Below are 26,640 nucleotides of genomic sequence, written 5' to 3' on the forward strand. Positions count from 1 at the left end.
CTCGCGTCGCCGCGTCTTACATCCGTCATCGCCGAGGCTCGCCTGATTCCCGCTTCCCCGCCCCTCGACCTTCCCGTCGCCCCCGTCCCCATCGCCGTTCCGGCCGCCGCCGCCGATGCCGTCGACGTCCTCCGAGGCCCGTACCGACCCGACCTGCTCCGCCACGAGACCCTGCCCGACCTGTTCGAGGCCACCGCTCGGCGCCTCGGCGACAAGCCGGCGCTCGAAGCCGGCGACCGGACCCTGAGCTACCGTGAACTGGACGACGACGCCGACCGCGCCGCCTCGCGCCTGATCGCGGCCGGCGCCGGGCCCGGTCGCATCGTCGGGCTCTGGCTGCCGCGCGGCATCGACCTGCTGACGATGCAGCTGGCCATCGCCAAGACCGGCGCGGCCTGGCTGCCCTTCGACGCCGACACGCCCGTCGAGCGCATCGCCGTCTGCCTGGACGACGCCGACGCGGCGGGCCTCGTGAGCTGCGACGCCTTCGCGCCCGGGCTCGCCGCGCTCGGCCGCCCCGTCTGGACGGCCGAGGCGCTGCTCGCCGACCCACCGGCATCCGAGACACGGCATCGGCGCCAGGGCACGTCGCCCGACGACGTCGCCTATGTCGTCTACACCTCCGGCTCGACCGGCAAGCCCAAGGGCATCGCAGTCGCGCAGCGCGGCATCTGCCACTTCCTGCGCAGCGAGAACGCCGTGCTGGGCGTGCGCGAGGACGACCGCGTCTACCAGGGCTTCTCGCTGGCCTTCGACATGTCGTTCGAGGAGATCTGGCTGAGCTACCTGGTCGGCGCGACACTGTGGATCGCGCCCCGGGCCGTCGCGACCGACCCCGAGGCATTGCCCAGGGCGCTGATCGAGCAGCGCATCGGCGTGCTGCACGCGGTGCCGACCCTGCTGGCGCTGTTCGACCGCGACGTGCCCGGGCTGCGCCTGATCAACCTGGGCGGCGAGGCCTGCCCGGCCGCGCTGGTGGCGCGCTGGGCGACGCCGGGCCGGCGGGTCTTCAACAGCTACGGGCCGACCGAGGCGACGGTGTCGGCCAGCATGGCCGAGCTGCGCGCGGGCGAGCCCGTGACCATCGGCGTGCCGCTACCCAACTACGCGCTGCTGGTGATCGCGCCCGAGGTCGAGCACGGCCTGCGGGTGCTGCCGCGCGGCGAGGTCGGCGAGCTGTGCATCACCGGCCCCGGCGTGGCGGTGGGCTACCTCGGCCGCGACGACCTGACGCGCGAGAAATTCCTGCCCAACCCCTGGGCCGCGGACCCGCTCGAGGCGCGGCTCTATCGCACCGGCGACCTGGCGCGCATCGACGACACCGGGCGCGTGGCCTGCCTCGGCCGCACCGACGATCAGGTGAAGGTCCGTGGCTTCCGCGTCGAGCTCGGCGAGATCGAGGCGGTGCTGACGCGGCAGCCGGGCATCGGCACGGCGGCGGTGGTGCTGCGCGAGGTCGACGGCATCGACCGGCTGATCGCCTTCCTGGTCGCCGAATCCGACGGCGGTGCCGGCGCCGCCGCGACACCGGCCGCGCTGCGCATCGCGCTCGCCGGGCGCCTGCCGCCCTACATGGTCCCCGACCGCTTCGAGGCGCTGGAACGCATGCCGCGCCTCGCCTCCGGCAAGATCGACCGCAAGGCGCTCAAGGCCCTGCCGCTGGGCGCGGACACCGGCGCGGCGGGCGACTCCGACGCGCCGGAGACGCCCGCCGAGGCCGCGCTGTTCCCGGCCCTGGCCGCCCTCTTCCCCGGCGCGGCGATCCGGCGCGAGGCCGACTTCTTCGACGCGCTCGGCGGCCACTCGCTGCTGGCGGCGCGGCTGGCGTCGGCCCTGCGCGCCGATCCGCGCTTCGCGCGGGTGTCGGTGCGCGACATCTACCAGCACCGCACGGTCGGCGCCATCGCCTCGGCCCTCGCGGCGGCCATGACGACCGGCGAGCCGTCGGCCGCCGCGCGCGTGCCCGACTGGACGCCGCCGGCCGCGTGGCGCCGCTGGCGCTGCGGCCTGGCGCAGGCGGCGGCCATCCCGGCGCTGGTGTCGATCCGCATGGCGCAGTGGCTGGCGCCCTTCTTCACCTACCACTTCCACACCGGCGGCCCGGGCGATTCGATCCCCTACGCGGTGGCGATGTCGGTGGGGGTCTTCCTGCTGGCGACGGTGCTCGAGTTCGTCATCGCCATCGCCGGCAAGTGGCTGATCGCCGGGCGGCTGAAGGCCGGGCGCTATCCGCTCTGGGGCCTCGTGTACTTCCGCTGGTGGCTGGCCGACCGGCTGGTGGAGGCGGCGCCGACCTACTTCCTCGGTGGCTCGTCGCTGCAGGTGTGGTGGCTGCGCGCCCTGGGCGCGCGCATCGGGCGCGACGTCGTCGTCGGCACGATCAAGCTGCGCGCGCCGGACCTGCTCGCCATCGGCGACGGCGCGAGCATCGGCAACGCCGTCGCCTTCGAGAACGCGCGCGTGCAGCACGGCGAACTGCGCATCGGCGCGATCGACATCGGCGCCGAGGCGCACGTCGGCTCCTACGCCGTGCTCGAGGGCGGCACCCGCGTGGGCGACGGGGGCCACCTCGACGGCCAGTCGGCACTGGGCGAAGGCGCGGCGGTGCCGGCCGGGCGCGTCTGGGCCGGCTCGCCGGCGCGCGACACCGGTGCGTTCGACAAGGCCTCGCTGCCGCCGCGCCCGATCGTCGGCCGGCGCCGCCTGGCGGGCGAGGCGGTGTTCTTCGCCGGCGCCGCGCTGCTGGTCGCGGCGCTGTTCTTCCTGCCGATGTTCCCGACCTTCATGCTGATCGACGCCCTGGACGACACCGAGCGCTTTCCGTGGCTGGAGACCACCTCCGGGCCGCTGCGGCTGCTGAAGTACTTCGTCCTCGCGTTGCCGGCCGGCGCCGTGATGGTGGTGCTGACGGCGCTGGTCGCCGCGGGCATCCGCTGGAGCGTGCTGCCGCGCCTGGCGCCGGGCCGCTACCCGGTCCACGGCAACGTCTACTGCGGCAAGTGGATGGTCAACCAGATCCAGGAGACCAGCCTGCAGGTGCTCCATGGCGTCTACGCCACGCTCTACGCGCCCTTCTGGTACCGCCTGCTGGGCGCCAGGGTGGGCCGCAACGCGGAGATCTCCACCGCCATGGGCGTGGTGCCCGACATGCTCACGCTGGGCGACGACACCTTCGTCGCCGACGCCGTGCTGCTGGGCGACGAGGGCATCGACGGCGGCTGGATGACGATGCGCCCGACCGTCGTCGCGCGGCGCAGCTTCATCGGCAACGGCGCCTACGTGCCCGACGGCACCACCCTGCCGGAGAACGTGCTGATCGGCGTGCTCGGCCGCGTGCCCGAGCCCGGCGTGGTGCGCGCCGGCGAGACCTGGGTCGGCTCGCCGCCCCTGCGGCTGCCCGCGCGCGAGGTCGTCACCGGGCACCCGGAATCGCTGACCTTCGCGCCCTCGCCCTGGCGGCGCCTGGGGCGCGGGCTGGTCGAGGCCTTCCGCATCGTCGCGCCGCACGCGGTGGTGATCGCGGCGGGCTACGCCATCGTGCTGGCCGTGATGCCCTCGGCGGCGGCGGGCAACTGGGGCGCCGTCGTCGGCTACCTCACGCTCGACGGGCTGATCTTCGGCGTCTCCACCTTCGTCTTCGTCGCGCTGTTCAAGTGGCTCTGCCTGGGCCGCTACCGACCGGTGGCGGTGCCGATGTGGACGCCCTTCGTCTGGCTGTCGGAGGCGGCGACCAACCTGTACGAGGGCATCGCCGTGCCCAACTTCATGCACTACCTGCGCGGCACGCCCTGGCTGCCCATCGCCTTCAACCTGCTGGGCACGAAGATCGGCCGGGGCGTCTACATGGACACCACCGACCTCACCGAATTCGACTGCGTGCGCATCGGCGACCACAGCGAACTCGGCGCCCAGAGCTGCCCCCAGACCCACCTGTTCGAGGACCGCGTGATGAAGATCGGCCGCGTCGACATCGGCGAGCGCGTGCACGTCGGGCCGCGCAGCATCGTGCTCTACGGCGCCACCGTCGAGGACGGCGCGCACATCGGCGCGCTGACGCTGGTGATGAAGGGCGAGACGATCCCGGCGGGGTCGCGCTGGAGCGGGAATCCGGCGCGGGCGGTGGGATAGGTGCCGCAAATCCGATAGGTATATTTTTCTATACACTTTGAAGGCCATAATGGCTACGCTTTGTATAGAAAACCACCGATATGACTGATCACTGCACGATCGAACTGCATGCGGACGGCGCTTGGCGCGACGTGGGCGTCGTCCACCTCGCCGGTCCGTCGAACCAGGGTTGGCGCACCCCCACGCATGCCGGCTACGACACCGCCTGGGCGGTCGAGCACATTGACGCCCGGGACGCGCATGCCTTCTGCAGCCGGTTGCCCGTCGGGGTGGTCGACTTCCGGAGTCCGCACTGGCCGGTTTTCCTGATCGACATGCTGCCGCAGGGCTTCGGCCGGGAGGAGTTGCTCAGGCAGCTCGGCCTGCCGGAGACGGCCGCCGACGCCGCCGACTGGCGCCTGCTCCTCGCCGGCGCCGGCAATCCGATCGGCAACCTTCGCGTCAAGGAAGCCGCCCAGTGGCTGGCACGACGGCAGGACGCACCGCGTGGCTTCGAGGATGACGAGGTGGCAGCACGCGAGGAGGACTTCGGCGAATACCTGGCCGGCCATGGCCTCTTCGTCGCCGGGTCCTCGGGCGTGCAGGGCGAATGGCCGAAGCTGCTGCTCACGCGCGCCGACGACGGCCTGCTCCATCTCGATCACACCCTGCCCGATGAGCGGGCGCGCGCGCACTTCATCGTGAAGTTCGGTCGTGGCCGCAACGAACGCCTGGCGCAGATCCTTCGCCACGAGTCCGTCTACATGGACCTGGCCCGGCGGCTCGGCCTCCGGGTGCACGCGCCGCTCGTCCTGCGGCGGCGGGCCCTGTTCATCCCGCGCTTCGATCGCCGCATCGTCGACGGCGGCGTCGAGCGCCTGGGTCAGGAAAGCATCGCCACCCTGACGGGCACGGCGGGGTTCGGTGCCGTTCCCAGTCACCAGGAAGTCTGCCGGCGGCTGGTCCGCACCTGCACCGACCCGCAGGCCGAGGTCCTCGAGTACCTGCGTCGCGACGTGGCCAACCTGGCACTCGGCAACAAGGACAACCATGCGCGCAACACCGCGCTGCAGCGCGATTTCGACGGACGCATCGGGCTGACCCCGCTGTTCGACTTCGCGCCCATGTACCTCCATCCCGACGGCATCGCCCGTCGCATCCGCTGGAACGGCAACGACGACGGCCGACCGGACTGGACGCGCGTGCTCGACGCCGTGTGCGCGGATGCCATGCCCGAGAACGGCGAAACGCACCCGCCCCTGGACCGGCGAGCGCTCGTCGACGGACTGCGCGCCATGGCGCCGGCGCTGTGGGAGATCGCGACGCGGGGCCAGGCGATGGGCATGGAAACGGACGTCCACACGCACCTGCGCCACGGCATCGAGGATCAGGCCCGCAGGCTGGAGGCGGTGCGCTGAGGCGCGATCCGTCCGACACCATGGACCGACGCTACAACGCGCTCCCTCTCCACGAGCAGCTCGCCCTACGGCGCGAGGCCGTCGAGGACGTCGTCGCGCATCCCGAATGGACGCTGCGGGAGTGCGTGCGCCACCTCAAGAAGCGGATGCGCCTGACCAGCCGCGAGATGGCCGTCCTGGCGGGCGTCTCGACGAAGACGATCCAGGACATCGAGCAGGGACGCAGCGACGGCACCGTGCAGACGATGAACCGGATCTTCGGGATGGTCGGGCTGAAGCTCGCCGTGGTGCGGGCGCCGGCGTCCCACTGAGACGCGACGTCGGCGGGAGGTTCCCGCCGACGTCGCCGTCGTCGCTCCGGGCCGTCCGACGGCGCCCGCGCCATCGCTTCCTACACGCGGTCGCGTGCGCGGCCCCTGTCCGCGATCCTCGCCGCTCGCGAGCATGGCGCTCTTCGACACACCGCAGGAACAACGACATGAAAGCTCTCGGACTCCTCTTCTCCGCCCTCATCGGCGCCGTCGCCAGCGCGCGCTCCATGACCCCCATGGCCGGCCTCGCCGCGGCGCGCCTCGCGGGCCACCGCACGCCGGGCGAACTGGTGCTGCTGGACCATCCCGTCTTCAAGTACGGCGCCCTGGCCATGGGCGTGGGCGAGCTGTTCGGCGACAAGATGGAGAGCGCGCCGGACCGCACGGTGTTCCTCGGCCTGCTGGCGCGCGTGGCGAGCGCCGGCATCGCGGGCGCCGCGCTGGCGCCGCACGGCGAGGAGAAGGCCGGCGCCACGGTGGCGGTCGCGACCGCCGTGCCCCTGGCCTACCTGACGCTGGCCGGCCGCAAGCGGGCGATGGCCCGCATCGGCCAGACCCGCAGCGGGCTGATCGAGGACGCGCTGGTCGTCGCCGCCGGCGTGGCGGTCGTGGCGCTGGCGATCAGGCAGTACGAGAAGTCCTGAACTGGTTCGACGACGGTCCGGGCGATCCGATGAGGCCGCCCGACCCGTCCCGACCCTTCAGGCATCCGTCAGGTCGCCCGCCGGGTCCAGCGCGCATACAGCGCGCCACCCAGGACGCCGCCGAGCGCCATCGCCAGCGTCCCGTCCCAGCCGCGCGTGGCGTCGATGAACACCGGCATCGGCGCGACGGCGTCGGCGAAGGCGAAGGCCGCGAGGAGGGCCACGCCCGCCGCGACCGCGAACAGCGCCGGCCGCCATCCCGGCACGCGCCGCGCCAGCCATCCCGCCACGGCGAAGGCCGGCAGCCATGCGACGGTCACGACACCGGCGTAGATCGGGCCGAAGCCGGCCAGGTCCCGCAGCGTCGTCCGCAGGCGCAGTCCCCACGGCATCGCCACGTCCAGCGCCACCAGCGCGTTCATGGTGACCTGCGTCTGCGCGGCCGAGCCCCAGGCCGCGGCCACCAGCACCGCGGCGACGAAGGCCGGGACGATGCGCCGCCAGGACGGCGCGGACAGGGGGGCGGGGCGTGGGGACATGCGAAGGTTCCTGCGGAGGATGTGTGATAACCGGGACCCCGTCCGGGTCCGTTCCGGCACCCGTCCATCGCCCCATCGCCATCGAGGATATCGAATGCACCACCGCCCGCGCCACCTGTCCCTCGCGATCGTCATGACGCTCGCGGGCATGCTGGGATCGGCCGGCGCGGGGGCGCAGGGCGCCGGTGCGGCGGTCGACACGCCCCGTGTCGCCTACCGCATCGACACCGTCGCCGACGGGCTCGACCATCCCTGGTCGCTCGCCGCTTTGCCCGACGGCCGCCTGCTGGTGACCGAGCGCCCCGGCCGCCTGCGCGTCGTCGAGCGCGACGCGGCCGGCGCCTTCCGCCTGCGCGCCGCGCCGGTCGAGGGCGTGCCGGCGGTACTGTCGAAAGGCCAGTCGGGCCTGTTCGACGTCATGCTCGATCCGGACTTCGCCGCCAATGGCGTGCTCTACCTGTCGTACGCGCACGGCACGCCGTCGGCCAACCACCTGCGCGTGGCGCGGGCGCGCTTCGACGGCGCGCGGCTGCACGACGTGCGCGCGATCTTCACCTCGCGGCCGGCCAAGTCGCACACCCAGCATTTCGGCGGGCGCATGGCGCTGCTGGCCGACGGCACGCTGGTCGTCGGCATGGGCGACGGCAACCTGGAACGCACCGACGCGCAGCGCCTCTCGACCCACCTCGGCAAGATCGTGCGCGTCGGCCGCGACGGCGGCGTGCCGGCCGACAACCCCTTCGTCGGCCGCGCCGGCGCCCTGCCGGAGATCTACAGCATCGGCCATCGCAACCCGCAGGGCATGGTGAGCCTGCCGGCGCGGGGCGTGCTGTACGCGCACGAGCACGGCTCCAAGGGCGGCGACGAGCTCAACCGCATCGAGCCCGGCGCCAACCACGGCTGGCCGGTCACCACCGACGGCGTCGACTACACCGGCGCGCGCATCACGCCCTACCGCACCTACCCCGGCATCACCCCGCCGCTGGTCGAATGGACGCCCTCGATCGCGCCGGCCGGCATGGCCCACTACGACGGGCCGATGTTCCCGGCCTGGCGCGGCAGCCTGTTCGTGGCCGCGCTGAAGGAGAAGAGCGTGCGCCGCGTGCCGATGGCCGACGGCGCGCCGGGCCCGCAGGAGACGCTCTTCACCGAACTCGGCGAGCGCCTGCGCGACGTGCGCGCCGCCCCCGACGGCGCGCTCTACCTGCTGACCGATGCCGAGAAGGGCCGCGTGCTGCGCGTCGTGCCGCGCTGACCCGCGTCCACCCGCGCGCTCAGGCCGGCTTCTGGAACGACTTGATGACGCTGGAGAAATCCAGCGCCCCGTGCCCGGCCAGGCTGTGGGCGGCGTACAGGTTGCGCGCCAGGCCGCCCAACGGCGTGGCGGCGCGCACGGCGGCGGCGTTCTCCTGCGCCAGGCCCAGGTCCTTAAGCATCAGGTCGGTGCCGAAGCCGCCGGCATAGCCCTTGGAGGCCGGCGCCGTCTCCATCACGCCCGGCAGCGGGTTGTACTTCTCCAGCGCCCAGTTGCCGCCCGAGCTGCGCCGCATGATCTCCGACAGCACCTTCGGGTCGAGCCCGTTGGCCACGCCCAGCGCGATGGCCTCCGAGGTGCCGATCATCAGGATGCCCAGGAGCATGTTGTTGCAGATCTTCGCGGTCTGGCCGGCGCCGGCCTCGCCGGCGTGGAAGACGTTGGCGCCCATCGTCTCCAGCAGCGGCCGGGCACGCTCCAGATCGGCCGCCGCGCCGCCGACCATGAAGGTCAGCGTGCCGGCGATGGCGCCGCCGGTGCCGCCGGAGACCGGCGCGTCGATCACGGCCAGACCGCGCGCCGCGCCGGCGGCGGCCACCTTGCGCGAGGTCGCGGCGGCGATGGTGCTGCTGTCGATCACCAGCGCGCCGGGCGCGATCGCCTCGAGCAGCCCCGGCCGGCCGTCGGCGCCGAAGTAGAGCGCATCGACGTGCGCGCTGGCCGGCAGCATGCTGACCACGGCCTCGGCGCCCTCCACCGCGTCGGCGGCGGTCGCGGCGATGAACACGCCCTCGGCCGCGAGCCGGTCGCAGGCCTCGGCCGAGAGGTCGAACGCGGTCAGCGCATGACCGGCCTTGTGCAGGTTCAGCGCCATCGGGCCGCCCATATGGCCCAGGCCGATGAAGGCGATCTTCATGTCTCTCTCCTTTATCTCTTCGTTCAGGACAACGCGACGAGTTCGGGCGCCATGTCGCCACGTGGACGCAGGTGGTCGTCGACGAAGTCCGGCGTGATCTCGTCGAGCGTGGCCGGGTGCCAGCGCGGGTCGCGGTCCTTGTCGACCAGCACGGCGCGGATGCCCTCGGCGAAGTCGGCATGGGCGCAGCAGCCGAGCGAGGCTTGGTACTCGAGCCGGAAGACTTCGGCCAGCGACATGCGCGGCACGCGCTGCCACAGCGCCCACGACAGCGCGACCGAGCTCGGCGCGCCGCGCGCATAGGTCCTGGCGGCCGTCTGCAGCCAGGGGTCGTCGCTGCGCTCGGGCAAGGCGCGCAGGCGCTCGTCGATCTCCAGCAGGTCGTCGCCGGCCAGGGTGGCGTTGATCAGGTCGAAGTGCTCGCGCAGCTTCGACGCCGGCGGGGCCGCGCCCTCCCCGGCCTGCGCCAGCAGCTTCGACAGCAGCGCACGGTCGCTCTGCGGATCGCCGCGCCACGGCGCGGTGGAGATGGCTTCGAGCACCTGCGCCTTGGCCGCCTGCGGCACCAGCACGTCGGCCAGGCCGCAGAAGATCGCGTCGGCCGCGTTCAGCGGCGCCGCCGTGAAGGCCAGGAACAGGCCCGTGCGACCCGGCATGCGGCGCAAAAACCAGCTGCCGCCGACGTCCGGATAGAGGCCGATGCTCACCTCGGGCATCGCCACGCGGCTGCCCTCGGTGACCACGCGGTGCGACGCCCCCGACAGCAGCCCGACCCCGCCGCCCATCACGATGCCGTGGCCCCAGCCGAGGAAGGGCTTCGGATAGGTGTGGATCAGGTGGTCGAGTTCGTACTCCTCGCCGAAGAAGCGCTCGGCGTAGGTGTTGCGCCGGTCCTTGCACTCCAGCAGCGTCCGGTAGAGCGCGCGCAGGTCGCCGCCGGCGCAGAAGGCCTTCTCGCCCGCCGCGTCGAGCACCACGCCGACGATGTCGTCGTCGGCCGCCCAGGCGCGCAGCCGCGGCGTCAGCAAGCGCACCATGTCGACCGACAGGGCGTTGAGCGCGGCCGGCGCGTTCAATGTCGCGACGCCGAAGTGCCGGCCGCCGGCGGTGGGAATGGTCCTGAAGAGGACGACGGCGTCGGTCGTCGGGTCGGTGGTCGATTCGGTCATCGGATGTCCTTGTCCAGGACCTTGCGCGCCACGATGACCCGCATGATCTCGTTGGTGCCTTCGAGGATCTGGTGCACGCGCGTGTCGCGCACCAGCCGCTCCAGCGGAAAGTCGGCCAGGTAGCCGTAGCCGCCGTGCAGTTGCAGGGCGTCGTTGCAGACCTTGAAGCCGATGTCGGTGGCGAAGCGCTTGGCCATCGCGCAGTAGGTGCCGGCGTCGGGGTGGCCGGCGTCGAGCCGGCTGGCGGCCAGGCGCACCATCTGCCGCGCCGCCACCAGCTCGGTCGCCATGTCGGCGAACTTGAACTGCAGCGCCTGGAAGCTCGCGAGCGGCTGGCCGAACTGCCTGCGGTCGTGCAGGTAGCCGCGCGCGGCGTCGAGCGCGCCCTGCGCCGCGCCGACCGAGCAGGTCGCGATGTTGACGCGCCCGCCGTCGAGCCCCTTCATGGCGATGCGGAAGCCCTCGCCCTCGGCGCCCAGCAGGTGGTCGGCCGGCACGCGCACGCCGTCGAAGGCGATGGTGCGCGTGGGCTGGCTGTTCCAGCCCATCTTGTGCTCCTTCTTGCCGTAGCCGATGCCGGGGGCGTCGGCCGGCACCGCAAAGGCCGAGACCCCGCCCGCCCCGCCGCCGCCCGTGCGCGCCATGACGATCAGCACGTCGGTCGCGCCGGCGCCGGAGATGAAGGCCTTGCCGCCGTCGATGACGTACGCGCCGCCGTCGAGCCGCGCGCGCGTCTTGAGCGAGCCGGCGTCGGAGCCCGCGCCCGGTTCGGTCAGGCAGTACGACGCCAGCCTGCGGCCGGCCGTCAGGTCCTCGCCCCAGCGCTCGCGCACCGCCTCGCCGCCCCAGGTGCCCAGCATCCAGGTCGCCATGTTGTGGATGGTGAGGAAGGCGGTGGTCGAGGGGTCGACGGCCGCCATCTCCTCGAACACCAGCGTGGCGTCCAGGCGCGGCAGCGCGAGGCCGCCGATGCGCTCGGGCGCGTAGAGGCCGCAGAAGCCCAGCTCGCCGGCCCTGGCGATGGCCTCGCGCGGGAAGAAGGCCTCGGCGTCCCAACGCGCGGCGTGCGGCGCGAACTCGGCGACGGCGAAGTCGCGCGCGGTCTGCGCGAAGGCGAGCTGTTCCTCGGAGAGTTCGAAATTCATCGGCGGCCCCTCCAGGCGTCGAGCGCGGCGGTGCGCTCGCGGGTCGATTTTTCCAGGCAGCCGTAGAACGCCAGCGGCCAGATGGAGCCGCCCTCGCTCGGGCGCGCCTCGGTCTTGCACGCCGGGTCGCGGCGCCGCAGCCACTCGCGCTGTTCCTGGCGCAGCGCGACGCGCGGGCCGGCCGGCAGCTCGGCCATGACCTCGCGGTAGCGGATGTTGAGCGCGGCGTCGGCGGCGCGCCAGTCGCGCACGGCGCAGGCGTTCATCTGCTGCTGGTTGCCGTCGGGCCGGCAGGTGGACGGGTCGGCGTCGTCGGCCGCCCCGGCGGTACCGACGAGGCCGGCGCCCGCCAGGAGCACGACGGCGAGCGCGCGCGCGGCCGCCCGCAGGCCCGGTCGTCGTGGGGCGGCGCCGTTCACTTCAGGCTGATGGTGGTGTTGACGCCCTGGCCCAGGCTGGCGTCGTCGAACCAGCGCGCCGTCACGGTCTTGGTCTGCGTGTAGAACATGACGACCTGCTTGCCGTAGGGGCCGAGGTCGCCGAGCTTGGAGGCGCGCGAGCCGGTGAAGGAGAACATCGGCACCGGCACCGGGATCGGCACGTTGATGCCGACCTGGCCGACGTCGATCTCCTCCTGGAAGTGCCGCGCCGCCGCGCCCGACTGCGTGAAGATCGCCGTGCCGTTGCCGTTGGGGTTGGCGTTGATGAGCGCGATGGCCTCGTCGAGCGTCTCGGCGTTGGCGGTGCACAGCACGGGGCCGAAGATCTCCTGCTCGTAGATCGTCATGCCGGGCGTGACGTCGGCGAACACGGTCGGGCCGACGAAGTTGCCGCGCTCGTAGCCGGGCACGGTGGGCTTGCGGCCGTCGAGGGCCAGCGTGGCGCCGTCGGCCACGCCGCGCTCGATCAGGCCGTTGACGCGGTCGTAGGCGGCGCAGGACACCAGCGGTCCGACGTCGACGCCCGGGTCGGTGCCGGCGCCGATCCGCAGCGTCTTCGCCTTGGCCACCAGGTCGGGCACCCACTGGCGCGCCTCGCCCACCAGCACCGCCACCGACACCGCCATGCAGCGCTGCCCGGCGGCGCCGAAGCTGGCCCCGGCCAGCGCGTTGAGCGTCTGCTCCTTGTTGGCGTCGGGCATGACGATGGCGTGGTTCTTCGCGCCCATCATGCATTGCACGCGCTTGCCGGTGGCCGAGGCCCGGTGGTAGACGTGGGTGCCGACCCGGGTCGAGCCGACGAAGGAGATCGCCTTGATGTCGGGGTGGTCGCAGATCGCGTTGACGACCGCCTCGCCGCCGTGCACGACGTTGAGCACGCCCGGGGGCACGCCGGCCTCCAGCGCCAGCTCGCACAGGCGCATGGTGACCATCGGGTCCTGCTCGGAGGGCTTGAGCACGAAGGTGTTGCCCGTGGCGATGGCCATCGGGAACATCCACAGCGGGATCATGGCCGGGAAGTTGAACGGCGTGATGCCCGCGCACACGCCCAGCGGCTGCAGCAGCGTGTACGTGTCGACGCCGTTGGCGACGTTGTTGGCCAGCTCGCCGAGCTGCAGGTTGCCGATGCCCGCCGCGTGCTCGACCACCTCCAGGCCGCGGAAGACATCGCCCTCGGCGTCGGGCAGGGTCTTGCCCTGCTCGGCCGTCAGGATGGCGGCGAGCTCGCCCATGTGCTCGCGGATGAGCTGCTGGTACTTCAGGAAGATGCGCGAGCGCGCGCCCACGGGCGTCTTGCGCCAGGTCCTGAAGGCACCCTGGGCCGAAGCCACGGCGGCGTCGACCTCGGCGGCGGTGGCGAAGGGCACGCGCGCGAGCACCTCCTGCGTGGCCGGGTTGACGACGTCGCGCCATTCGGTGGTCGTCGATTCGACGAACCGGCCGCCGATGAGCAGCTTGACGGTGGCGACCTCGACGGTCGGCGTGGTGGTGGCATCCATGGTGTCTGTCTCTTTCGTTGTCGGTCGGGATCGCGTTGGAAGGGTCCGGGTCGAGGGACATGCTAGCTTTGCACTTTTGCCGTGGCAATAGACAGAAACGCGCGCACGCTTTGCACGGATGCAGAATGCGCCGCATGGACTGGGACCACCTGCGCTTCTTCCTCGAACTCGCCCGCGCCGGCACGCTGCAGGGCGCCGCGCGGCGCCTGGCGGTCGACCACACCACCGTCGCGCGCCGCATCCAGGCGCTGGAAAAGCAGGTCGGCGCCCCGCTGTTCACGCGCGAGGCGCTCGGCCACCGGCTGACCGAGGCCGGGCGTGCCCTGCAGCCGCAGGTCGAGGCCATGGAGACGGCCTTTCGGCGCATCGAGCGCGCGGCGCCGGCCTCGGGCGAGGGCCTGTCGGGCGTGGTGCGCATCGGCGCGACGGAGGGCTTCGGCACCGCCGTGCTGGCGCCCCGGCTGGCGCTGTTCGCGCAGCGCCATCCGCGGCTGGTGGTCGACCTGCTGGCGCTGCCGCGGCTGGTGAACCTGTCGCGGCGCGAGGCCGACATCGTCATCTCGCTGGAGCGCCCGACGCGCGGTGCGGTCGTGGTGACCCGGCTGTGCGACTACGCGCTGCGGCTCTATGCCTCGCAGGCGTACCTCGCCGCGCACCCGCCCATCGTCGCGCGCGAGGACCTGCGCGGCCACCGCTTCATCGGCTACGTCGACGACCTGCTCTTCAGCAAGGAGCTGCACTACCTCGACGAGCTCGGGCGGCCCGACGCCTTCACGCTGCGCAGCACCAGCATCCTGGCGCAGCACGCCGCCGTGGCCGCCGGGGCGGGCATCGCCGTGCTGCCGGCCTTCCTCGCCGGGGGCGACGCGTCGCTGCGCGCGGTGCTGCCGGAGCAGGCGCGGTTCACGCGCACCTTCTGGATGTCGATGCCCGAGGAGACCCGGCACGTCGCGCGCCTGCAGGCCACCTGGGCCTTCGTGCGCGAGACGGCGGCGGCGCAGCGCGACGTGCTGTCGCCCGCGCCGCCGCCGCCCTGACTCACGCCTCCTCGTTGGCCAGCCGGTGCTTGGCCATCAGCCGGTAGAGCGTCATGCGCGAGACGCCGAGTTCGCGCGCGGCGCGCGAGACGTTGTGGCCGCCGCGCGCCAGCGCCGTGCGGATGGCCTCGCGCTCGGCGCGCATGCGGGCGGCGTCCAGGCCCACGTGGCGGGCGTCGCCCGCCTCGCCGCCCGGGCCGAGCTCGAGATCGGCCGGCGAGATCAGCCGCCGGTCGGTCATGACCACCGCGCGCTGGACGCGATTGAAGAGTTCGCGCACGTTGCCCGGCCAGTCGTGGGCCAGCATGGCGTCGATGGCCTGGCGACCGAAGCCCTCGACGCGCGTCTTGCGCTCGGCGGCGCAGCGCTGGAGGCAATGGCGCGCGAGCAGCGCGATGTCGTCCTTGCGCTCGCGCAAGGGCGGCACCGTGATGGACAGCACGTCGAGCCGGTCGAAGAGGTCCTCCCGGAACCGGCCCTGCGCCACCGCTTCCGACAGCTCGACCTGCGAGGCGGCGATCACGCGCACGTCCACCACCGGCCCCTGGCCCGCGCCCAGCCCCAGGCGCCGCTCGGTGCGTTCCTGCAGCAGCCGCAGCAGGCGGGCCTGCGCGTCGGCCGGCAGGTCGTTGACGCCGTCGAGGAACAGCGTGCCCTCGTGCGCCGACGCCAGCAGGCTGCCCGCCGCCTCCGCGCCGCCGCCGTGGACCGAATCCGGTCCGAAGACCTCGGTGCGGATGTCGGCGGGAACGCGCGTGCTGCAGTGCGCGGCGACGAACGGCCCCGCCGCGCGCGCCGAGCGTCGGTGGATCGCCTGCGCCACCAGATCCTTGCCGCTGCCGCGTTCGCCGTCGATGAGCACCGGCGCGTCGGTCGCGGCCAGCTTGACGATCTGGCGCCGCAGCAGCGCCATCGCCGGACTGCGCCCGACCAGTCCCAGGTCGGCCGTCGCCTCGCCCGCCGACGCGTCGCGCAGCGAGGCGCGCAGCACCGTGCGGCGGTGCGCGTACGACAGCATCGGCAGCAGGCTGTCGGCCTGGATCGGTCCGACGTGGAAGTCGAGGAAGGCGTCGAGCAGGAGCTCGCGGAACTCCGGCAGCTCCAGCGCTCCCGGCGGCACCGCCGCGACCCATTCCAGGTCCGCGATCGAGCGCACGGCCGCCTCGATCTGCATCGTGAGCGCGGTGTTCAGGCGGTCGAGCAGCAGCAGGCACAGCCGGACCTGGAGCTGGGCCTGCAGGCGCCGCGCGCCGGCCAGGTCGTCGGCCCAGATCACGTCCCAGCCCTGGGTGCGCAGCTGCGCATCCAGTCCCGCGGGCCGCGCGCCCGGAGCGACGCACAGCACCTTGCGTCCGGCCATGGCTTGCATGTCCACGCGCTAGCGCGACGTCGCGGGCCGTGCGGCGAGCCTGCGCGAAGTCGATGCGGGTGGAAGAAAGAACGCCGTCCGGGGCGGGGCCGCAATGCGAGCCTTCATCTCGGTTTTCACATGTTCCATGAAAACCCTCCTTTGTTATTGGTGATCCTGATTGCGCAATTGGCAATCGTATCCACACGTTAATACGGTCGCTCGATCACGACCGAAAAACTTGTAAGTTTCCAATTCAAATTCATCGGCGAGAAAGCCCGGCTACTGCATATCATTTCAAAAACCCATCCTTCGGAAGAACGATGAGCACATTCATCCTCCGGTCGCCCAACGACCCGAACAATTCATCAAACCCTTGTCGCGAAACGACAATTGTTTTTTTATTCGGAATAGACGTCGATTTTTGTCACTGAATTGATACACGGGCACGCCGATTGCCGGAGCGAATAGGCACTCAATTCCACCGGCACCCGCATGCGATTTGCGGAACCCTATTGGAGCGACGACGCCGAATTGTCCGGAACGCCGGCATGCGGCGACCCGCGGCATTGCGCCACGACGTTGGAGAAGAGGGAAACGAGGAAGAACGACGCCGTCGCGGCGCGCGGAGCGACCGGTCGGACGCCGCCGATGGCGGTGGGGACAACGAGGGGGCGCGGATGGCGCGATCGCCGCGCCGGCAGGCGCGACGGCTCCGCCCGGTGCCGCTGCCGGGCGGAGGAAGGGAGTCCGGATCAGGCGGCGATGAGCGGCGCGCCGGTCTTGGCCTGCAGGGCCTCGAAGGTGACGCCGTCGGCCAGCTCGACGACCTTCAGGCCCTCGGGCGTGACGTCGATGACGGCCAGGTCGGTGATGATGCGGTCGACCACGCCGACGCCGGTCAGCGGCAGGGAGCACTTCTCCAGGATCTTCAGGTCCTGGGTGCCGTCCTTCTTGCGCGCGACGTGCTCCATCAGCACGATGACGCGCTTGACACCGGCCACCAGGTCCATGGCGCCGCCCATGCCCTTGACCATCTTGCCGGGGATCATCCAGTTGGCGAGATCGCCCTCGGCGCTGACCTGCATGGCGCCCAGGATCGACAGGTTGATCTTGCCGCCGCGGATCATGGCGAAGCTCTCGTGGCTGCCGAAGATGGCCGAGCCCGGCAGCGTGGTGACGGTCTGCTTGCCGGCGTTGATGAGGTCGGCGTCGACCGCGTCCTCGGTCGGGAAGGCGCCGATGCCCAGCATGCCGTTCTCGCTCTGCAGCCAGACCTCCTTGTCCTTCGGCACGAAGTTCGCCACCAGCGTCGGGATGCCGATGCCGAGGTTCACGTAGAAGCCGTCCTCGAGTTCCTGGGCCGCGCGCGCGGCCATCTGATCTTGGGTCCAGGGCATGTTCAGGCTCCTTCTTTGCGGTTGGCGGGCACGGTGGGCACGGGGATCTCGTCGATGACGGCGGCCTGGGCGATCACGGCCTGCGCCTCGACCTTGGCGGCGGCGACGTCGACCGGCGCGGCGGCGCTCACGGTGCGCTTCTCGATGCGCTTCTCCGGGTGGGCGTTGAGCACGATGCGGTGCACGTAGATGCCCGGCAGGTGGATGTCGTCGGGCGCGAGCTCGCCGGTCTCGACGATGCGCTCGACCTCCACGATGCAGACCTTGCCGGCCATCGCGGCGGCCGGGTTGAAGTTGCGCGCCGTCAGGCGGAAGCGCAGGTTGCCGGACTTGTCGGCGACGTCGGCCTTGACCAGCGCCACGTCGGGGACGATGGAATGCTCCATGACGTAGGTCTCGCCGTCGAACTCGCGCAGTTCCTTGCCCTCGGCGACCTGCGTGCCCACGCCGGTCTTGGTGAAGAAGGCCGGGATGCCGGCGCCGCCGGCGCGCAGCTTCTCGGCCAGCGTGCCCTGGGGCGTGAACTCCAGCTCGAGTTCGCCGGCCAGGTACTGGCGCTCGAACTCCTTGTTCTCGCCGACGTAGCTCGCGACCATCTTCTTGATCTGCCGCGTCTCCAGCAGCTTGCCCAGACCGAAGCCGTCGACGCCGGCGTTGTTCGACACGCAGGTGAGGTCCTTGACGCCCGAGTCGCGCAGGGCGTCGATGAGCGCCTCGGGGATGCCGCAGAGGCCGAAGCCGCCGACGGCCAGCGTCTGCCCGTCGGCGACGACGCCTTGGAGCGCCGCCTCGGCGGAGGGATAGATCTTGTTCGCCATGGGTGTGGGGTCCTTGCGAGAGGGGGTTGAGGGTGGGCGGGAAAACCCAATGATGCAGTGCGGAAAAACCCCGGAACGATACTACGTACCCGCATACGTAGTAATTCGTAATGGACAGCCCCGAGAACGACCCCGCCGGCACCGACACCGGCACCGGCGCCCCCGCCGGCATCGACTACCGCCTGGCCTTCGAGCACGCGCCGGTGGGCATGGTGCTCTCGCGCGAACGCGGGATCGTCGACTGCAACCGGCGCCTGTGCGAGATGTTCGGCGCCACCAAGGCCGACCTGGTGGGCCGGTCGCTGCGGGTGCTCTATCCGAGCGCGGTGGAGTTCGAGCGCATCGGCCGGCGCCTGGTGCCGATCCTCAACGCCAGCGGTCGCTATGCCGACCACCGCATGATGCGCCGCCTGGGCGACCTGCACGGCGCCTTCGCCGGCGAGACCTTCTGGTGCCACGTCACCGGCCACGCGCTCAACCGCGACCGGCCGCACGAGTCGGGCATCTGGACCTTCGAGGACCTGGGCTCGCGCCGCCAGGCCAAGGCCGCCCTGACGCCGCGCGAACGCGAGGTGGCGGCGCAGGTCATGCAGGGCCTGACCTCCAAGGAGATCGGCCGCGTGCTGGGCATCAGCCACCGCACGGTCGAGTTGCACCGGGCGCGCCTGATGCGCAAGTACGCCGCCGCGACCACCGCCGAACTGGTGCAGAAGCTGATGGCGGGCTGAATCCGCCGGTGGCATCCGGATACACGTTCGTGTCCGAACCCTTCGGTACCATGCACCGGATGCTAGATCGACGATCCTTCCTCGCCGCCGGCAGCGCCTCCGTCGCGCTCGCCTCCCTCGGACTGCCCGCTGCCGCGCTCGCGGCCACCGGGCTCAAGCTGGGCCAGCCGGCCCCCTTCTCCTTCGAACGCCTCGCCGCGCAGGCCCGCTCGCTCGCCGCGAGTCCCTACGTCGTCGACGGCGCCCTGCCGGCCGACGTGCTCGAGCGCATCGACTACGAAGCGCACGGCAAGATCAAATTCGACACCGACAGCGCTCTCTTCAAGGACGGCCCCGGCGCCTACCCGGTCACCTTCTTCCACCTCGGGCGCTTCTTCCAGGTGCCGGTGCACATGCACGTGCTGGAGAACGCCGGCGGCGACGTCTTCTCGCGCGAGATCCTCTACGACGCGGCGTATTTCGACATGCCCGCCGACAGCCCGGCGCGCCAGCTGCCCGACGGCGCCGGCTTCGCCGGCTTCCGCCTGCAGGAAAGCCGCCTGGGCGACCAAGCCAAGCTCGACTGGAAGAAGAACGACTGGGTCGCCTTCCTGGGCGCCTCCTACTTCCGCGCCATCGGCGAGCTCTACCAGTACGGCCTGTCGGCGCGCGGCATCGCCATCGACGTGGCGGCGCCCGACCGGCCGGAGGAATTCCCGACCTTCACCCGCTTCCACTTCGAACCGCCGGCCGAGGGCAGCAGGAGCGTCACCGTCTACGCCCTGCTCGAAGGCCCCAGCATCACCGGCGCCTTCAAGTTCGTCATGCGGCGCGACGCCGCCGTGCTGATGGACATCGACTGCCAGCTGTTCCTGCGCAAGGACGTCGCCCGCCTGGGCATCGCGCCGCTGACCTCGATGTACTGGTATTCCGAGACCGTCAAGCCCGCCGGCATCGACTGGCGCCCCGAAGTCCACGACTCCGACGGCCTGGCGATGTGGAACGGCGCCGGCGAGCACATCTGGCGCCCGCTCAACAACCCCACGCAGACGCGCGCCTCGGCCTTCGCCGACACGCGCCCGCGCGGCTTCGGCCTGCTGCAGCGCGACCGCGCCTTCGACCACTACCAGGACGGCGTCTTCTACGAGAAGCGCCCGAGCCTGTGGGTCGAACCGCTGGGCGACTGGGGCGAGGGCGCGGTGCAGCTCATCGAGATCCCGACCGACGACGAGATCCACGACAACACGGTCGCCTTCTGGGTGCCCAAGGCGCCGGCGAAGGCCGGGTCGAGCTACACGCTGAAGTACCGGCTGCACTGGACCGACAAGGAGCCCTTTCCCTCGCCGCTCGGGCGCTGCGTGGCCACGCGCATCGGCCGCGGCGGCCAGCCCGGCCAGCCGCGCCCGGGCGGGGTGCGCAAGTTCATGGTCGAGTTCGTCGGCGCGCCGCTCGCCACCCTGCCCTTCGGCGTCAAGCCGGAACTGGTGCTGACCGCCTCGCGCGGGCGCTTCTCGTACATCTTCTCCGAGGCCGTGCCCAACGGCGTCGCCGGCCATTGGCGCGCGCAGTTCGACTTCACGGTCGAGGGCACCGAGCCGGTCGACATGCGGCTCTACCTGAAGACCGGCGACCAGACGCTGACGGAGACCTGGCTCTACCAGTACCAGCCGTTCTAGCTCGCCCCCGGTCTTCGCGCACCGCGTGTCGCTGCGCCAACCCCCTTCCAGGGGGCGACACCGGGACCGCGATGCTCAGCGTCCGCGCATCGAGATCAGCTCGACCTCGAAGTTCAGCGTCGCGTTGGGCGGGATGACGCCGCCGGCGCCGCGCGCGCCGTAGGCGATGGCCGGCGGGCAGGTCAGCTTGGCCTTGCCGCCGGGCTTCATCTTCTGCACGCCCTCGGTCCAGCAGGGGATGACGCCGGAGAGCGGGAACTCGATCGGCTCGCCGCGCTTGTAGGAGCTGTCGAATTCCTTGCCGTCCAGCAGCGTGCCGCGGTAGTGGACCTTGACGGTGTCGCTGGCCGCCGGCGAGGCGCCGGTGCCTTCCTTGAGCGACTGGTAGACCAGGCCGCTGGGGGTGGTGACGGGCTGGGCCGGGGCCTGGGACCAGGCGGCGGACGTCGCGGCCATGAAAACCGCGCCTGCGAGAAGGAAAGACTTGGAAGACTTCAAGGTGGACCTCGTTGGATGGATGGGAGCCGGCCGATTATGGTCAGGCCTGCCCTGCCGACCGTGGAGATCCCGGCCGGAACCCGCTGCATGGCATCGCCCTTGCCGTGGTGGCACAGTGGATCGGTTCCACATTTCTCCCAGGAGCTCTTCCGATGCGCTACCGCACCACGCTCGACGCCCAGGTCTTCGCCTTCGACGACCTGAGGCAGGTCATGGCCTGCGCCAGCCCGGCGCGCTCGGGCGACTACCTGGCGGAGATCGGCGCGGCCACCGCCCAGCAGCGCATGGCCGCGCGCCACGTGCTGGCCGACACGCCCCTCAAGCAGTTCCTGACCGAGGCGCTGATCCCCTACGAGAGCGACAACGTCACGCGCCTGATCATGGACGGCCACGACGCGATCGCCTTCGCCCCGGTGGCGCACCTCACAGTCGGCGGCTTCCGGGACTGGCTGCTGTCCGAGCGCGCCACGACCGAAACGCTCGCCGCCCTCGCTCCCGGCCTCACGCCCGAGATGGTGGCCGCCGTCTCCAAGCTGATGCGCAACCAGGACCTGATCGCGGTGGCGCGCAAGTGCCGCGTGGTCACGCGCTTTCGCAACACCATCGGCCTGCCGGGCCACATGGCGGTGCGGCTGCAGCCCAACCACCCGGGCGACGACCCGCGCGGCGTGGCCGCCTCCACGCTCGACGGCCTGCTCTACGGCGCCGGCGACGCGGTGATCGGCCTGAACCCGGCGTCGGACAGCCTGCCGGTGCTCGGCCGCCTGCTGCACCTGCTCGACGAGGTGATCCAGCGCTTCGAGATCCCGACGCAGAGCTGCGTGCTGACCCACGTCACCAACACGCTCCGGCTGGCCGAGGCCGGGGCGCCGGTCGACCTGGTGTTCCAGTCGATCGCCGGCACGGAGAAGGCCAACCTGTCCTTCGGCGTCACGCCGGAGCTGCTCGACGAGGCGCACGACGCGGCGCGCTCGCTCCATCGCGGCACGGTCGGCGACAACGTCATGTACTTCGAGACCGGCCAGGGCAGCGCGCTGTCGGCCGATGCCCACTTCGGCGTCGACCAGCAGACCTGCGAGGTGCGCGCCTATGCGCTGGCGCGGCGCTACCGGCCATTGCTGATCAACACGGTGGTCGGCTTCATCGGACCGGAGTATTTGTTCGACGGCAAGCAGATCATCCGCGCCGGACTGGAGGACCACTGCTGCGGCAAGCTGCTGGGGCTGCCGATCGGCTGCGACGTCTGCTACACCAACCACGCCGAGGCCGACCAGGACGACATGGACACCCTGCTGGTGCTGCTGGCCACCGCCGGCCTGACCTTCCTGATCGGCGTGCCGGGCGCCGACGACGTGATGCTCAACTACCAGAGCACCTCCTTCCACGACGCGCTGTTCCTGCGCGAGACATTGGGCCTGAAGCGCGCACCGGAATTCGAGGCCTGGCTGCGGCGCATGGGCATCACCGACGAGATCGGCCGCCTCGCGCCGCAGGGCGCCGGCGGCCTGCTCGCGGGCATGGGCGGCCTCGCCGCCCTGGAGAACTGACATGGGCGACATCGACCGACCCGACGACCTCCAGGACACCGGCCCTGTCGGCAACGGCAGCGCGGACGGCCCGTTGCGACCGGAGGCACCGCGCGACATCGCCCCGTCCGGCGACGGTGCCGACGCCCCGGTGGTCACCCCCGACCCCTGGCGCGACTGGCGCCGCGCCACCCCGGCGCGCCTGGCGCTCGGCCGGGTCGGCACGGGCATGCCGACCGACGAGACATTGCGCTTCGGCTGGGCGCACGCGATGGCGCGCGACGCCATCCATGCCGCGCTCGACGTCGACGCGCTGGCCGTTCAACTGGAGGCGCAGGGCTGGGCGGTCGAGCGCGTGCGCAGCCGGGCCGTCGACCGCGCCACCTACCTGCGCCGGCCCGACCTCGGCCGCCGGCTCGACGCCGACGACGCGCAGCGCCTGCGCGAGCGCGCCGGGTCCGCCGGCACCGGCACGGCGGCCGAGGTCTGCATCGTGATCGGCGACGGCCTGTCGTCGCTGGCCGTCGAGCGCCAGGCCGTGCCGCTGCTGGCCGCGCTGCGCCCGCACCTGCCGCCCGACACGCTCCGGGCTCCCGTCGTGATCGCGACGCAGGCCCGGGTCGCGCTGGCCGACGAGGTCGGCGAGGCCTTCGGCGCGACGATGTCGGTGATGCTGGTGGGCGAGCGGCCGGGACTGAGTTCGCCGGACAGCCTGGGCGTCTACCTCACCCACACGCCCCGGCGCGGCCGCCACGACGCCGAGCGCAACTGCATCTCCAACGTGCGCCCCGAAGGCCTGGCCCACGACGCCGCCGCCTTCAAGCTGGCCTGGCTGATGCGCGAGGCGCTGCGGCGCGGCGCGACCGGCATCGCGCTCAAGGACGAGAGCGACCTGGCCGTGCTGGCGTCCGACGCCCGGCCCGCCCTGCCCGGCTGAGCGCGGCCGCCACGGTGCCATCATGGCGGCCCGACCCCCAGGAGACGTCATGACATCGCCCGACCCGTCCACCCGACCCGATCCGCACGTGCCCTCCGCGCCGCGCGAACGCTATCCCGCCGCCGTCCTCGCCGACCTGCCCGAGGACATCCGCGACGCCATCCTCGCGGTGCAGGAGAAGGCCGGCTTCGTGCCCAACGTGTTCCTCGCGCTGGCGCGCCGCCCGGCCGAATGGCGCGCCTTCTTCGCCTACCACGACGCCCTGATGCTCAAGGAGGAAGGCCACCTCACCCAGGGCGACCGCGAGATGATCGTCACCGCCACCAGCGCGGCCAACCGCTGCCTCTATTGCGTGGTGGCGCACGGCGCGCTGCTGCGCATCTACGAGAAGAAGCCGCTGGTGGCCGATCAGGTGGCGGTGAACTGGCGCAAGGCCGACATCGCGCCGCGCCAGCGCGCGATGCTGGAATTCGCCATGAAGGTCTGCGAGCGCTCGCACGAGATCGACGAGGCCGACTTCGCCGCCCTGCACGTCCACGGCTTCGACGACGAGGACATCTGGGACATCGCCGCCATCACGTCCTTCTTCGGCCTGTCCAACCGCATGGCCAGCTTCGCCGGCATGCAGCCCAACCCGGAGTTCTACCTGCTCGGCCGGGTGCCCAGGCCTCAGCGCGCCGCCGGCGCCTGAGCGAGGTCGGCGCCGCGGCACTTCGCGAAGGCGTCGAGCGTGGGGTGATAGCTCGGCGTGGTCACGTCCATCACGCCCAGCACCGTGTGATAGAGGTTGTCATGCGTGAGTGGGGTGTCGCGGTCGGCCGTCAGGCAGGCCGTCGACAGCTTGCCGCGGGCCTGCAGGCCGGGGTCGAACCAGGCCACCATCGGGATGTGCTTCTGCACCTCCGGCGCCATCTGGTAGGGCAGCCCGTGCAGGAACAGGCCGAACTCGCCGAGCGACTCGCCGTGGTCGCTCAGGTAGAGCAGGCCGGTGGCGTGGCGCGGCGACTGCGTCTTGAGCCAGTCGATGGCGCGGCCGAGGAAGCGGTCGGTGTAGGCGATCGAGTTGTCGTAGGCATTGATCAGCTCGCCGTGGCTGCAGTCGGCCAGCACGTTGGTCTTGCACTCGGGCGCGAAGCGCTTCATGTCGGCCGACGAGCGCTTGTGGTAGGCCGGCCCGTGGCTGCCCATCTGGTGCATCAGCAGCAGCACGCCCCGGGCGCGGCGCTCGGCCGGCAGCGCCGCGATGCGGCGGTCCAGGCCGACGAGCAGCGCGTCGTCGAGGCACTCGTCGTCGCTGCACAGCGCGGCCTTCGCGGCGGCGTCCAGCCCGACGCGGGCGTCCGCGTTGGGCACGCGGTCGCACACGCCCTTGCAGCCGCCGGGCTGGTTGTCGATCCACAGCACGGCCAGTCCGGCGGCCTGCGCCACGTCGAGCAGGTTCTCGCGGTCGTCCTTGTTGCCTTCGTAGTCCGCCTTGCCCAGCGGAGAGAACATGCACGGCACCGAGGCCAGGGTGTTGGTGCCGCACGAGTGCACGTTGCGCCAGCTGGCCACGCCGCGCGCGGCGAGCTCGGGCGTGGTGTCGCGGCCGTAGCCGTTGAGCGCGAAGTGGTCGGCGCGCGCGGTCTCGCCCACCACCACCAGGAACAGCGGCGGCTTGGACTGGGCCGCGTAGCTGGCGCCGAGGCCCGCGCCGGCCGAGGTCGGCAGCAGCTTGCGCTTGTGCGCGAACAGCGGCTTCAGGACGACCCGGCCGGTCGAGTAGAAGCTCGCCAGCGGATTGACCATGTAGCGCAGCGTGACGTGGTTGCGCATCATCGGCGCGAGTTCGCGCGAGGTGACCAGCACGCTCGCCACCACCACCGCCAGCGCCGCGACGCACATCGCCGCGTTGCGCCAGACCTGCCCCCAGGCGGACATCGGCAGCAGGCGCACGCGCCACAGCCACACGGCCGCCGGCGACGCCACCAGCGCCACGTTGAGCAGCATGCGCCAGCCGAGCAGGTCGCGCGTCTCGTGGAAGTCGGTCTGCAATGCGTTGGCCGCCATCGTCGGGTCCATCACGACGCGGTAGGTCAGCATGTAGTGCTGCGCGACGGCGGCGACGAGCACGACGGTGAACCACAGCGGCTTCATGCCGCGCGTCCAGGCGGTCAGCGCGAGCACGGCGGCGGTGCCGAAGCCCGCCAGCACGGCCATCGTCGCGATCGAGCGCAGGTACAGGCTCGGCGCGCCGTCGATGCGGGCGAGTTCGAGCCACAGGGGCCAGTTGGCCGCCACCAGCAGGTAGAGGCTGAGGACGCCGACGACGAAGCGGGGCGAGCGCGGCCGCGACAGCCAGGCGTCGACGGCGCGCCAGCCGCCGGACGGACGCTCGAAGGGCGAAGGGATGTCGGCGGGCGAGGTCCGATGCGTCAGCAGGTCGAAGGTGGAGGAAGTCACCCGGCCATCATGTCGGCCGGTACTGACTTGCGCCTGAATGCATCGATCAGGATTCGTTCAGCTTCGCAACGGCGGGAGCGATCGTGGATTCCTTCACGCGCGCATCCCGATGCCGGGCGGCGACGTCGATCGCCAGGGCCACGCTCCAGCAGACCCAGGCCGTCCACAGCGTGTGGCTCATGTAGTGCGCGCCGCGCCACTGCTGGGCCAGCCCCAGCACGCAACCGGCCACCACCGTCGCGACCAGCCAGGTCCTCGCCGCCCTCGGCGCCGCACGACGCAACGCGAACCAGCCCGCCAGGAAGGCGAACGCGGCCGAGGCATGGCCGGCCGGAAAGCAGCGCCCCGGTCCGCCGTCGCGCAGGCCCCAGTCCCAGTGCGACACGTAGCGCGCCGCGCCGCCGAACTCGGCCAAGTCCCACGGACAGCTGCTGCGGCTGGTGTTCTTGAGCAGGGACACGGCCGCCAGCGCGACCACCACGCTCAGCACGAGCCGCAGTCGCGCGCGCGCGTCGAGTCGGCGCAGCACGCCGAACGGCCTGCACACGGCCACGGCCAGCGCGGCCACGCCGACCATGCTCAGGAAGCGCGGGATCTCGTGCAGGCCCAGGACGACGGCGCGGTCGTCGCGCCAGGCGAAGCCGTCGGCACCGCCGGCCAGCCGCGCCAGCGCGAGGTCCAGGCCCGAGACGTCCCACAGCCCGATCAGCACGAAGGCGACGGCGGTGAGGAAGAAGAGAAGGCGATCCGTTGCGCCACGCGAAGCATTCAATGCAGCCATCCTCAAAACTCCCGAGCCTAGGCAGGC

23 protein-coding genes are annotated in these 26,640 nt (G+C 71.8%); 11 read left to right on the forward strand and 12 right to left on the reverse strand.

Annotated elements, in window-relative coordinates; translation table 11 throughout:
* The first annotated feature begins 90 nt into the window (after positions 1-90).
* The 4 genes from ABID77_RS05440 to ABID77_RS05455 all read left to right on the forward strand — a co-directional run bounded on the left by ABID77_RS05440 (position 91) and on the right by ABID77_RS05455 (position 6,480).
* Positions 91-4,128: a Pls/PosA family non-ribosomal peptide synthetase gene (locus ABID77_RS05440; RefSeq protein ID WP_429593306.1), complete on the forward strand. Its 4,038-nt coding sequence runs from the start codon at positions 91-93 to the stop codon at positions 4,126-4,128.
* An 80-nt stretch (positions 4,129-4,208) separates the two neighbouring features.
* Positions 4,209-5,525 carry a type II toxin-antitoxin system HipA family toxin gene (locus ABID77_RS05445; protein WP_429591955.1) on the forward strand — a complete coding sequence of 439 codons (1,317 nt, stop codon included), beginning with the start codon at positions 4,209-4,211 and terminating at the stop codon, positions 5,523-5,525.
* Between the two features lie 20 nt (positions 5,526-5,545).
* Positions 5,546-5,836, forward strand: a complete 291-nt coding sequence (locus tag ABID77_RS05450; protein ID WP_429591957.1) for a helix-turn-helix domain-containing protein — start codon at positions 5,546-5,548, stop codon at positions 5,834-5,836.
* A gap of 167 nt (positions 5,837-6,003) precedes the next feature.
* Positions 6,004-6,480: a hypothetical protein gene (locus ABID77_RS05455; protein ID WP_429591959.1), complete on the forward strand. Its 477-nt coding sequence runs from the start codon at positions 6,004-6,006 to the stop codon at positions 6,478-6,480.
* Positions 6,481-6,548: 68 nt separating this feature from the next.
* Here ABID77_RS05455 and ABID77_RS05460 read toward each other — a convergent pair whose 3' ends face one another.
* Positions 6,549-7,019: a hypothetical protein gene (locus tag ABID77_RS05460; protein WP_429591962.1), complete on the reverse strand. Its 471-nt coding sequence runs from the start codon at positions 7,017-7,019 to the stop codon at positions 6,549-6,551.
* A 94-nt stretch (positions 7,020-7,113) separates the two neighbouring features.
* Between ABID77_RS05460 and ABID77_RS05465 the strand changes: the two genes are divergently transcribed.
* Positions 7,114-8,274, forward strand: coding sequence for a PQQ-dependent sugar dehydrogenase (locus ABID77_RS05465; RefSeq protein ID WP_429591965.1), 1,161 nt, complete (start codon positions 7,114-7,116; stop codon positions 8,272-8,274).
* 19 nt (positions 8,275-8,293) lie between these two features.
* Here ABID77_RS05465 and mmsB read toward each other — a convergent pair whose 3' ends face one another.
* From mmsB to ABID77_RS05490, 5 genes are read right to left on the reverse strand one after another with little or no spacing between them, the layout of a single operon-like run.
* Positions 8,294-9,190, reverse strand: coding sequence for a 3-hydroxyisobutyrate dehydrogenase (mmsB, locus tag ABID77_RS05470; RefSeq protein ID WP_429591968.1), 897 nt, complete (start codon positions 9,188-9,190; stop codon positions 8,294-8,296).
* Between the two features lie 23 nt (positions 9,191-9,213).
* Positions 9,214-10,359 carry an enoyl-CoA hydratase/isomerase family protein gene (locus ABID77_RS05475; RefSeq protein WP_429591971.1) on the reverse strand — a complete coding sequence of 382 codons (1,146 nt, stop codon included), beginning with the start codon at positions 10,357-10,359 and terminating at the stop codon, positions 9,214-9,216.
* On the reverse strand, positions 10,356-11,504 hold the full coding sequence (locus tag ABID77_RS05480) for an acyl-CoA dehydrogenase family protein (protein WP_429591974.1): 1,149 nt from the start codon (positions 11,502-11,504) through the stop codon (positions 10,356-10,358). The genes ABID77_RS05475 and ABID77_RS05480 overlap by 4 nt, the downstream gene beginning before the upstream one ends.
* Positions 11,501-11,923, reverse strand: a complete 423-nt coding sequence (locus tag ABID77_RS05485; RefSeq protein ID WP_429591977.1) for a lysozyme inhibitor LprI family protein — start codon at positions 11,921-11,923, stop codon at positions 11,501-11,503. Before ABID77_RS05485 ends, ABID77_RS05480 begins: the two co-directional genes overlap by 4 nt.
* Entirely contained in the window at positions 11,920-13,443 is a 1,524-nt protein-coding gene (locus tag ABID77_RS05490) for a CoA-acylating methylmalonate-semialdehyde dehydrogenase (protein ID WP_429591980.1), read from the reverse strand. Before ABID77_RS05490 ends, ABID77_RS05485 begins: the two co-directional genes overlap by 4 nt.
* 134 nt (positions 13,444-13,577) lie before the next feature.
* Here ABID77_RS05490 and ABID77_RS05495 point away from each other — a divergent pair, with 134 nt between their 5' ends.
* Entirely contained in the window at positions 13,578-14,480 is a 903-nt protein-coding gene (locus tag ABID77_RS05495; RefSeq protein ID WP_429591983.1) for a LysR substrate-binding domain-containing protein, read from the forward strand.
* A 1-nt stretch (position 14,481) separates the two neighbouring features.
* On the opposite strand, the gene ABID77_RS05500 is transcribed toward ABID77_RS05495, so the two are convergent.
* From ABID77_RS05500 to ABID77_RS05510, 3 genes are all read right to left on the reverse strand, one after another.
* Positions 14,482-15,840 (reverse strand): sigma 54-interacting transcriptional regulator, encoded by a 1,359-nt coding sequence (locus ABID77_RS05500; RefSeq protein ID WP_429591986.1) that lies wholly within the window; start codon positions 15,838-15,840, stop codon positions 14,482-14,484.
* Positions 15,841-16,583: 743 nt separating this feature from the next.
* Complete coding sequence (locus tag ABID77_RS05505) at positions 16,584-17,228, reverse strand: CoA transferase subunit B (protein ID WP_429591989.1); 645 nt, start codon at positions 17,226-17,228, stop codon at positions 16,584-16,586.
* Positions 17,229-17,230: 2 nt separating this feature from the next.
* Positions 17,231-18,046, reverse strand: a complete 816-nt coding sequence (locus ABID77_RS05510) for a CoA transferase subunit A (RefSeq protein WP_429591991.1) — start codon at positions 18,044-18,046, stop codon at positions 17,231-17,233.
* 110 nt (positions 18,047-18,156) lie between these two features.
* On the opposite strand from ABID77_RS05510, the gene ABID77_RS05515 reads away from it, so the two are divergent.
* Positions 18,157-18,774 (forward strand): LuxR C-terminal-related transcriptional regulator, encoded by a 618-nt coding sequence (locus ABID77_RS05515; RefSeq protein ID WP_429591994.1) that lies wholly within the window; start codon positions 18,157-18,159, stop codon positions 18,772-18,774.
* A 59-nt stretch (positions 18,775-18,833) separates the two neighbouring features.
* Positions 18,834-20,429: a glucan biosynthesis protein gene (locus tag ABID77_RS05520; RefSeq protein ID WP_429591997.1), complete on the forward strand. Its 1,596-nt coding sequence runs from the start codon at positions 18,834-18,836 to the stop codon at positions 20,427-20,429.
* A gap of 75 nt (positions 20,430-20,504) precedes the next feature.
* Here ABID77_RS05520 and ABID77_RS05525 read toward each other — a convergent pair whose 3' ends face one another.
* Complete coding sequence (locus tag ABID77_RS05525) at positions 20,505-20,885, reverse strand: FKBP-type peptidyl-prolyl cis-trans isomerase (RefSeq protein ID WP_429592000.1); 381 nt, start codon at positions 20,883-20,885, stop codon at positions 20,505-20,507.
* A 194-nt stretch (positions 20,886-21,079) separates the two neighbouring features.
* Between ABID77_RS05525 and ABID77_RS05530 the strand changes: the two genes are divergently transcribed.
* From ABID77_RS05530 to ABID77_RS05540, 3 genes are read left to right on the forward strand one after another with little or no spacing between them, the layout of a single operon-like run.
* On the forward strand, positions 21,080-22,474 hold the full coding sequence (locus tag ABID77_RS05530; RefSeq protein ID WP_429592003.1) for an ethanolamine ammonia-lyase subunit EutB: 1,395 nt from the start codon (positions 21,080-21,082) through the stop codon (positions 22,472-22,474).
* Position 22,475: 1 nt separating this feature from the next.
* Positions 22,476-23,390 (forward strand): ethanolamine ammonia-lyase subunit EutC, encoded by a 915-nt coding sequence (eutC, locus tag ABID77_RS05535; protein WP_429592006.1) that lies wholly within the window; start codon positions 22,476-22,478, stop codon positions 23,388-23,390.
* Between the two features lie 49 nt (positions 23,391-23,439).
* Positions 23,440-24,081 carry a peroxidase-related enzyme gene (locus ABID77_RS05540; RefSeq protein WP_429592009.1) on the forward strand — a complete coding sequence of 214 codons (642 nt, stop codon included), beginning with the start codon at positions 23,440-23,442 and terminating at the stop codon, positions 24,079-24,081.
* Here ABID77_RS05540 and ABID77_RS05545 read toward each other — a convergent pair.
* Positions 24,060-25,781, reverse strand: a complete 1,722-nt coding sequence (locus ABID77_RS05545; RefSeq protein WP_429593308.1) for a phosphoethanolamine transferase — start codon at positions 25,779-25,781, stop codon at positions 24,060-24,062. The two genes, ABID77_RS05540 and ABID77_RS05545, sit on opposite strands and share 22 nt — an antisense overlap.
* 97 nt (positions 25,782-25,878) lie before the next feature.
* Positions 25,879-26,604 carry a phosphatase PAP2 family protein gene (locus ABID77_RS05550; RefSeq protein WP_429592011.1) on the reverse strand — a complete coding sequence of 242 codons (726 nt, stop codon included), beginning with the start codon at positions 26,602-26,604 and terminating at the stop codon, positions 25,879-25,881.
* Positions 26,605-26,640: the final 36 nt, after the last annotated feature.

This window comes from Variovorax sp. PvP013 (assembly GCF_050435945.1).
Classification (GTDB): domain Bacteria; phylum Pseudomonadota; class Gammaproteobacteria; order Burkholderiales; family Burkholderiaceae_C; genus Variovorax.

Bases quoted from the DNA above. Each gene is read 5' to 3' on its own strand.
- ABID77_RS05445 (WP_429591955.1), top strand. From the start codon at position 4,209: ATGACTGATCACTGCACGATCGAACTGCATGCGGACGGCGCTTGGCGC.
- ABID77_RS05450 (WP_429591957.1), top strand. From the start codon at position 5,546: ATGGACCGACGCTACAACGCGCTCCCTCTCCACGAGCAGCTCGCCCTA.
- ABID77_RS05455 (WP_429591959.1), top strand. From the start codon at position 6,004: ATGAAAGCTCTCGGACTCCTCTTCTCCGCCCTCATCGGCGCCGTCGCC.
- ABID77_RS05460 (WP_429591962.1), bottom strand. From the start codon at position 7,019: ATGTCCCCACGCCCCGCCCCCCTGTCCGCGCCGTCCTGGCGGCGCATC.
- ABID77_RS05465 (WP_429591965.1), top strand. From the start codon at position 7,114: ATGCACCACCGCCCGCGCCACCTGTCCCTCGCGATCGTCATGACGCTC.
- mmsB (WP_429591968.1), bottom strand. From the start codon at position 9,190: ATGAAGATCGCCTTCATCGGCCTGGGCCATATGGGCGGCCCGATGGCG.
- ABID77_RS05475 (WP_429591971.1), bottom strand. From the start codon at position 10,359: ATGACCGAATCGACCACCGACCCGACGACCGACGCCGTCGTCCTCTTC.
- ABID77_RS05480 (WP_429591974.1), bottom strand. From the start codon at position 11,504: ATGAATTTCGAACTCTCCGAGGAACAGCTCGCCTTCGCGCAGACCGCG.
- ABID77_RS05490 (WP_429591980.1), bottom strand. From the start codon at position 13,443: ATGGATGCCACCACCACGCCGACCGTCGAGGTCGCCACCGTCAAGCTG.
- ABID77_RS05495 (WP_429591983.1), top strand. From the start codon at position 13,578: ATGGACTGGGACCACCTGCGCTTCTTCCTCGAACTCGCCCGCGCCGGC.
- ABID77_RS05500 (WP_429591986.1), bottom strand. From the start codon at position 15,840: ATGGCCGGACGCAAGGTGCTGTGCGTCGCTCCGGGCGCGCGGCCCGCG.
- ABID77_RS05505 (WP_429591989.1), bottom strand. From the start codon at position 17,228: ATGCCCTGGACCCAAGATCAGATGGCCGCGCGCGCGGCCCAGGAACTC.
- ABID77_RS05510 (WP_429591991.1), bottom strand. From the start codon at position 18,046: ATGGCGAACAAGATCTATCCCTCCGCCGAGGCGGCGCTCCAAGGCGTC.
- ABID77_RS05515 (WP_429591994.1), top strand. From the start codon at position 18,157: ATGGACAGCCCCGAGAACGACCCCGCCGGCACCGACACCGGCACCGGC.
- ABID77_RS05520 (WP_429591997.1), top strand. From the start codon at position 18,834: ATGCTAGATCGACGATCCTTCCTCGCCGCCGGCAGCGCCTCCGTCGCG.
- ABID77_RS05525 (WP_429592000.1), bottom strand. From the start codon at position 20,885: ATGGCCGCGACGTCCGCCGCCTGGTCCCAGGCCCCGGCCCAGCCCGTC.
- ABID77_RS05530 (WP_429592003.1), top strand. From the start codon at position 21,080: ATGCGCTACCGCACCACGCTCGACGCCCAGGTCTTCGCCTTCGACGAC.
- eutC (WP_429592006.1), top strand. From the start codon at position 22,476: ATGGGCGACATCGACCGACCCGACGACCTCCAGGACACCGGCCCTGTC.
- ABID77_RS05540 (WP_429592009.1), top strand. From the start codon at position 23,440: ATGACATCGCCCGACCCGTCCACCCGACCCGATCCGCACGTGCCCTCC.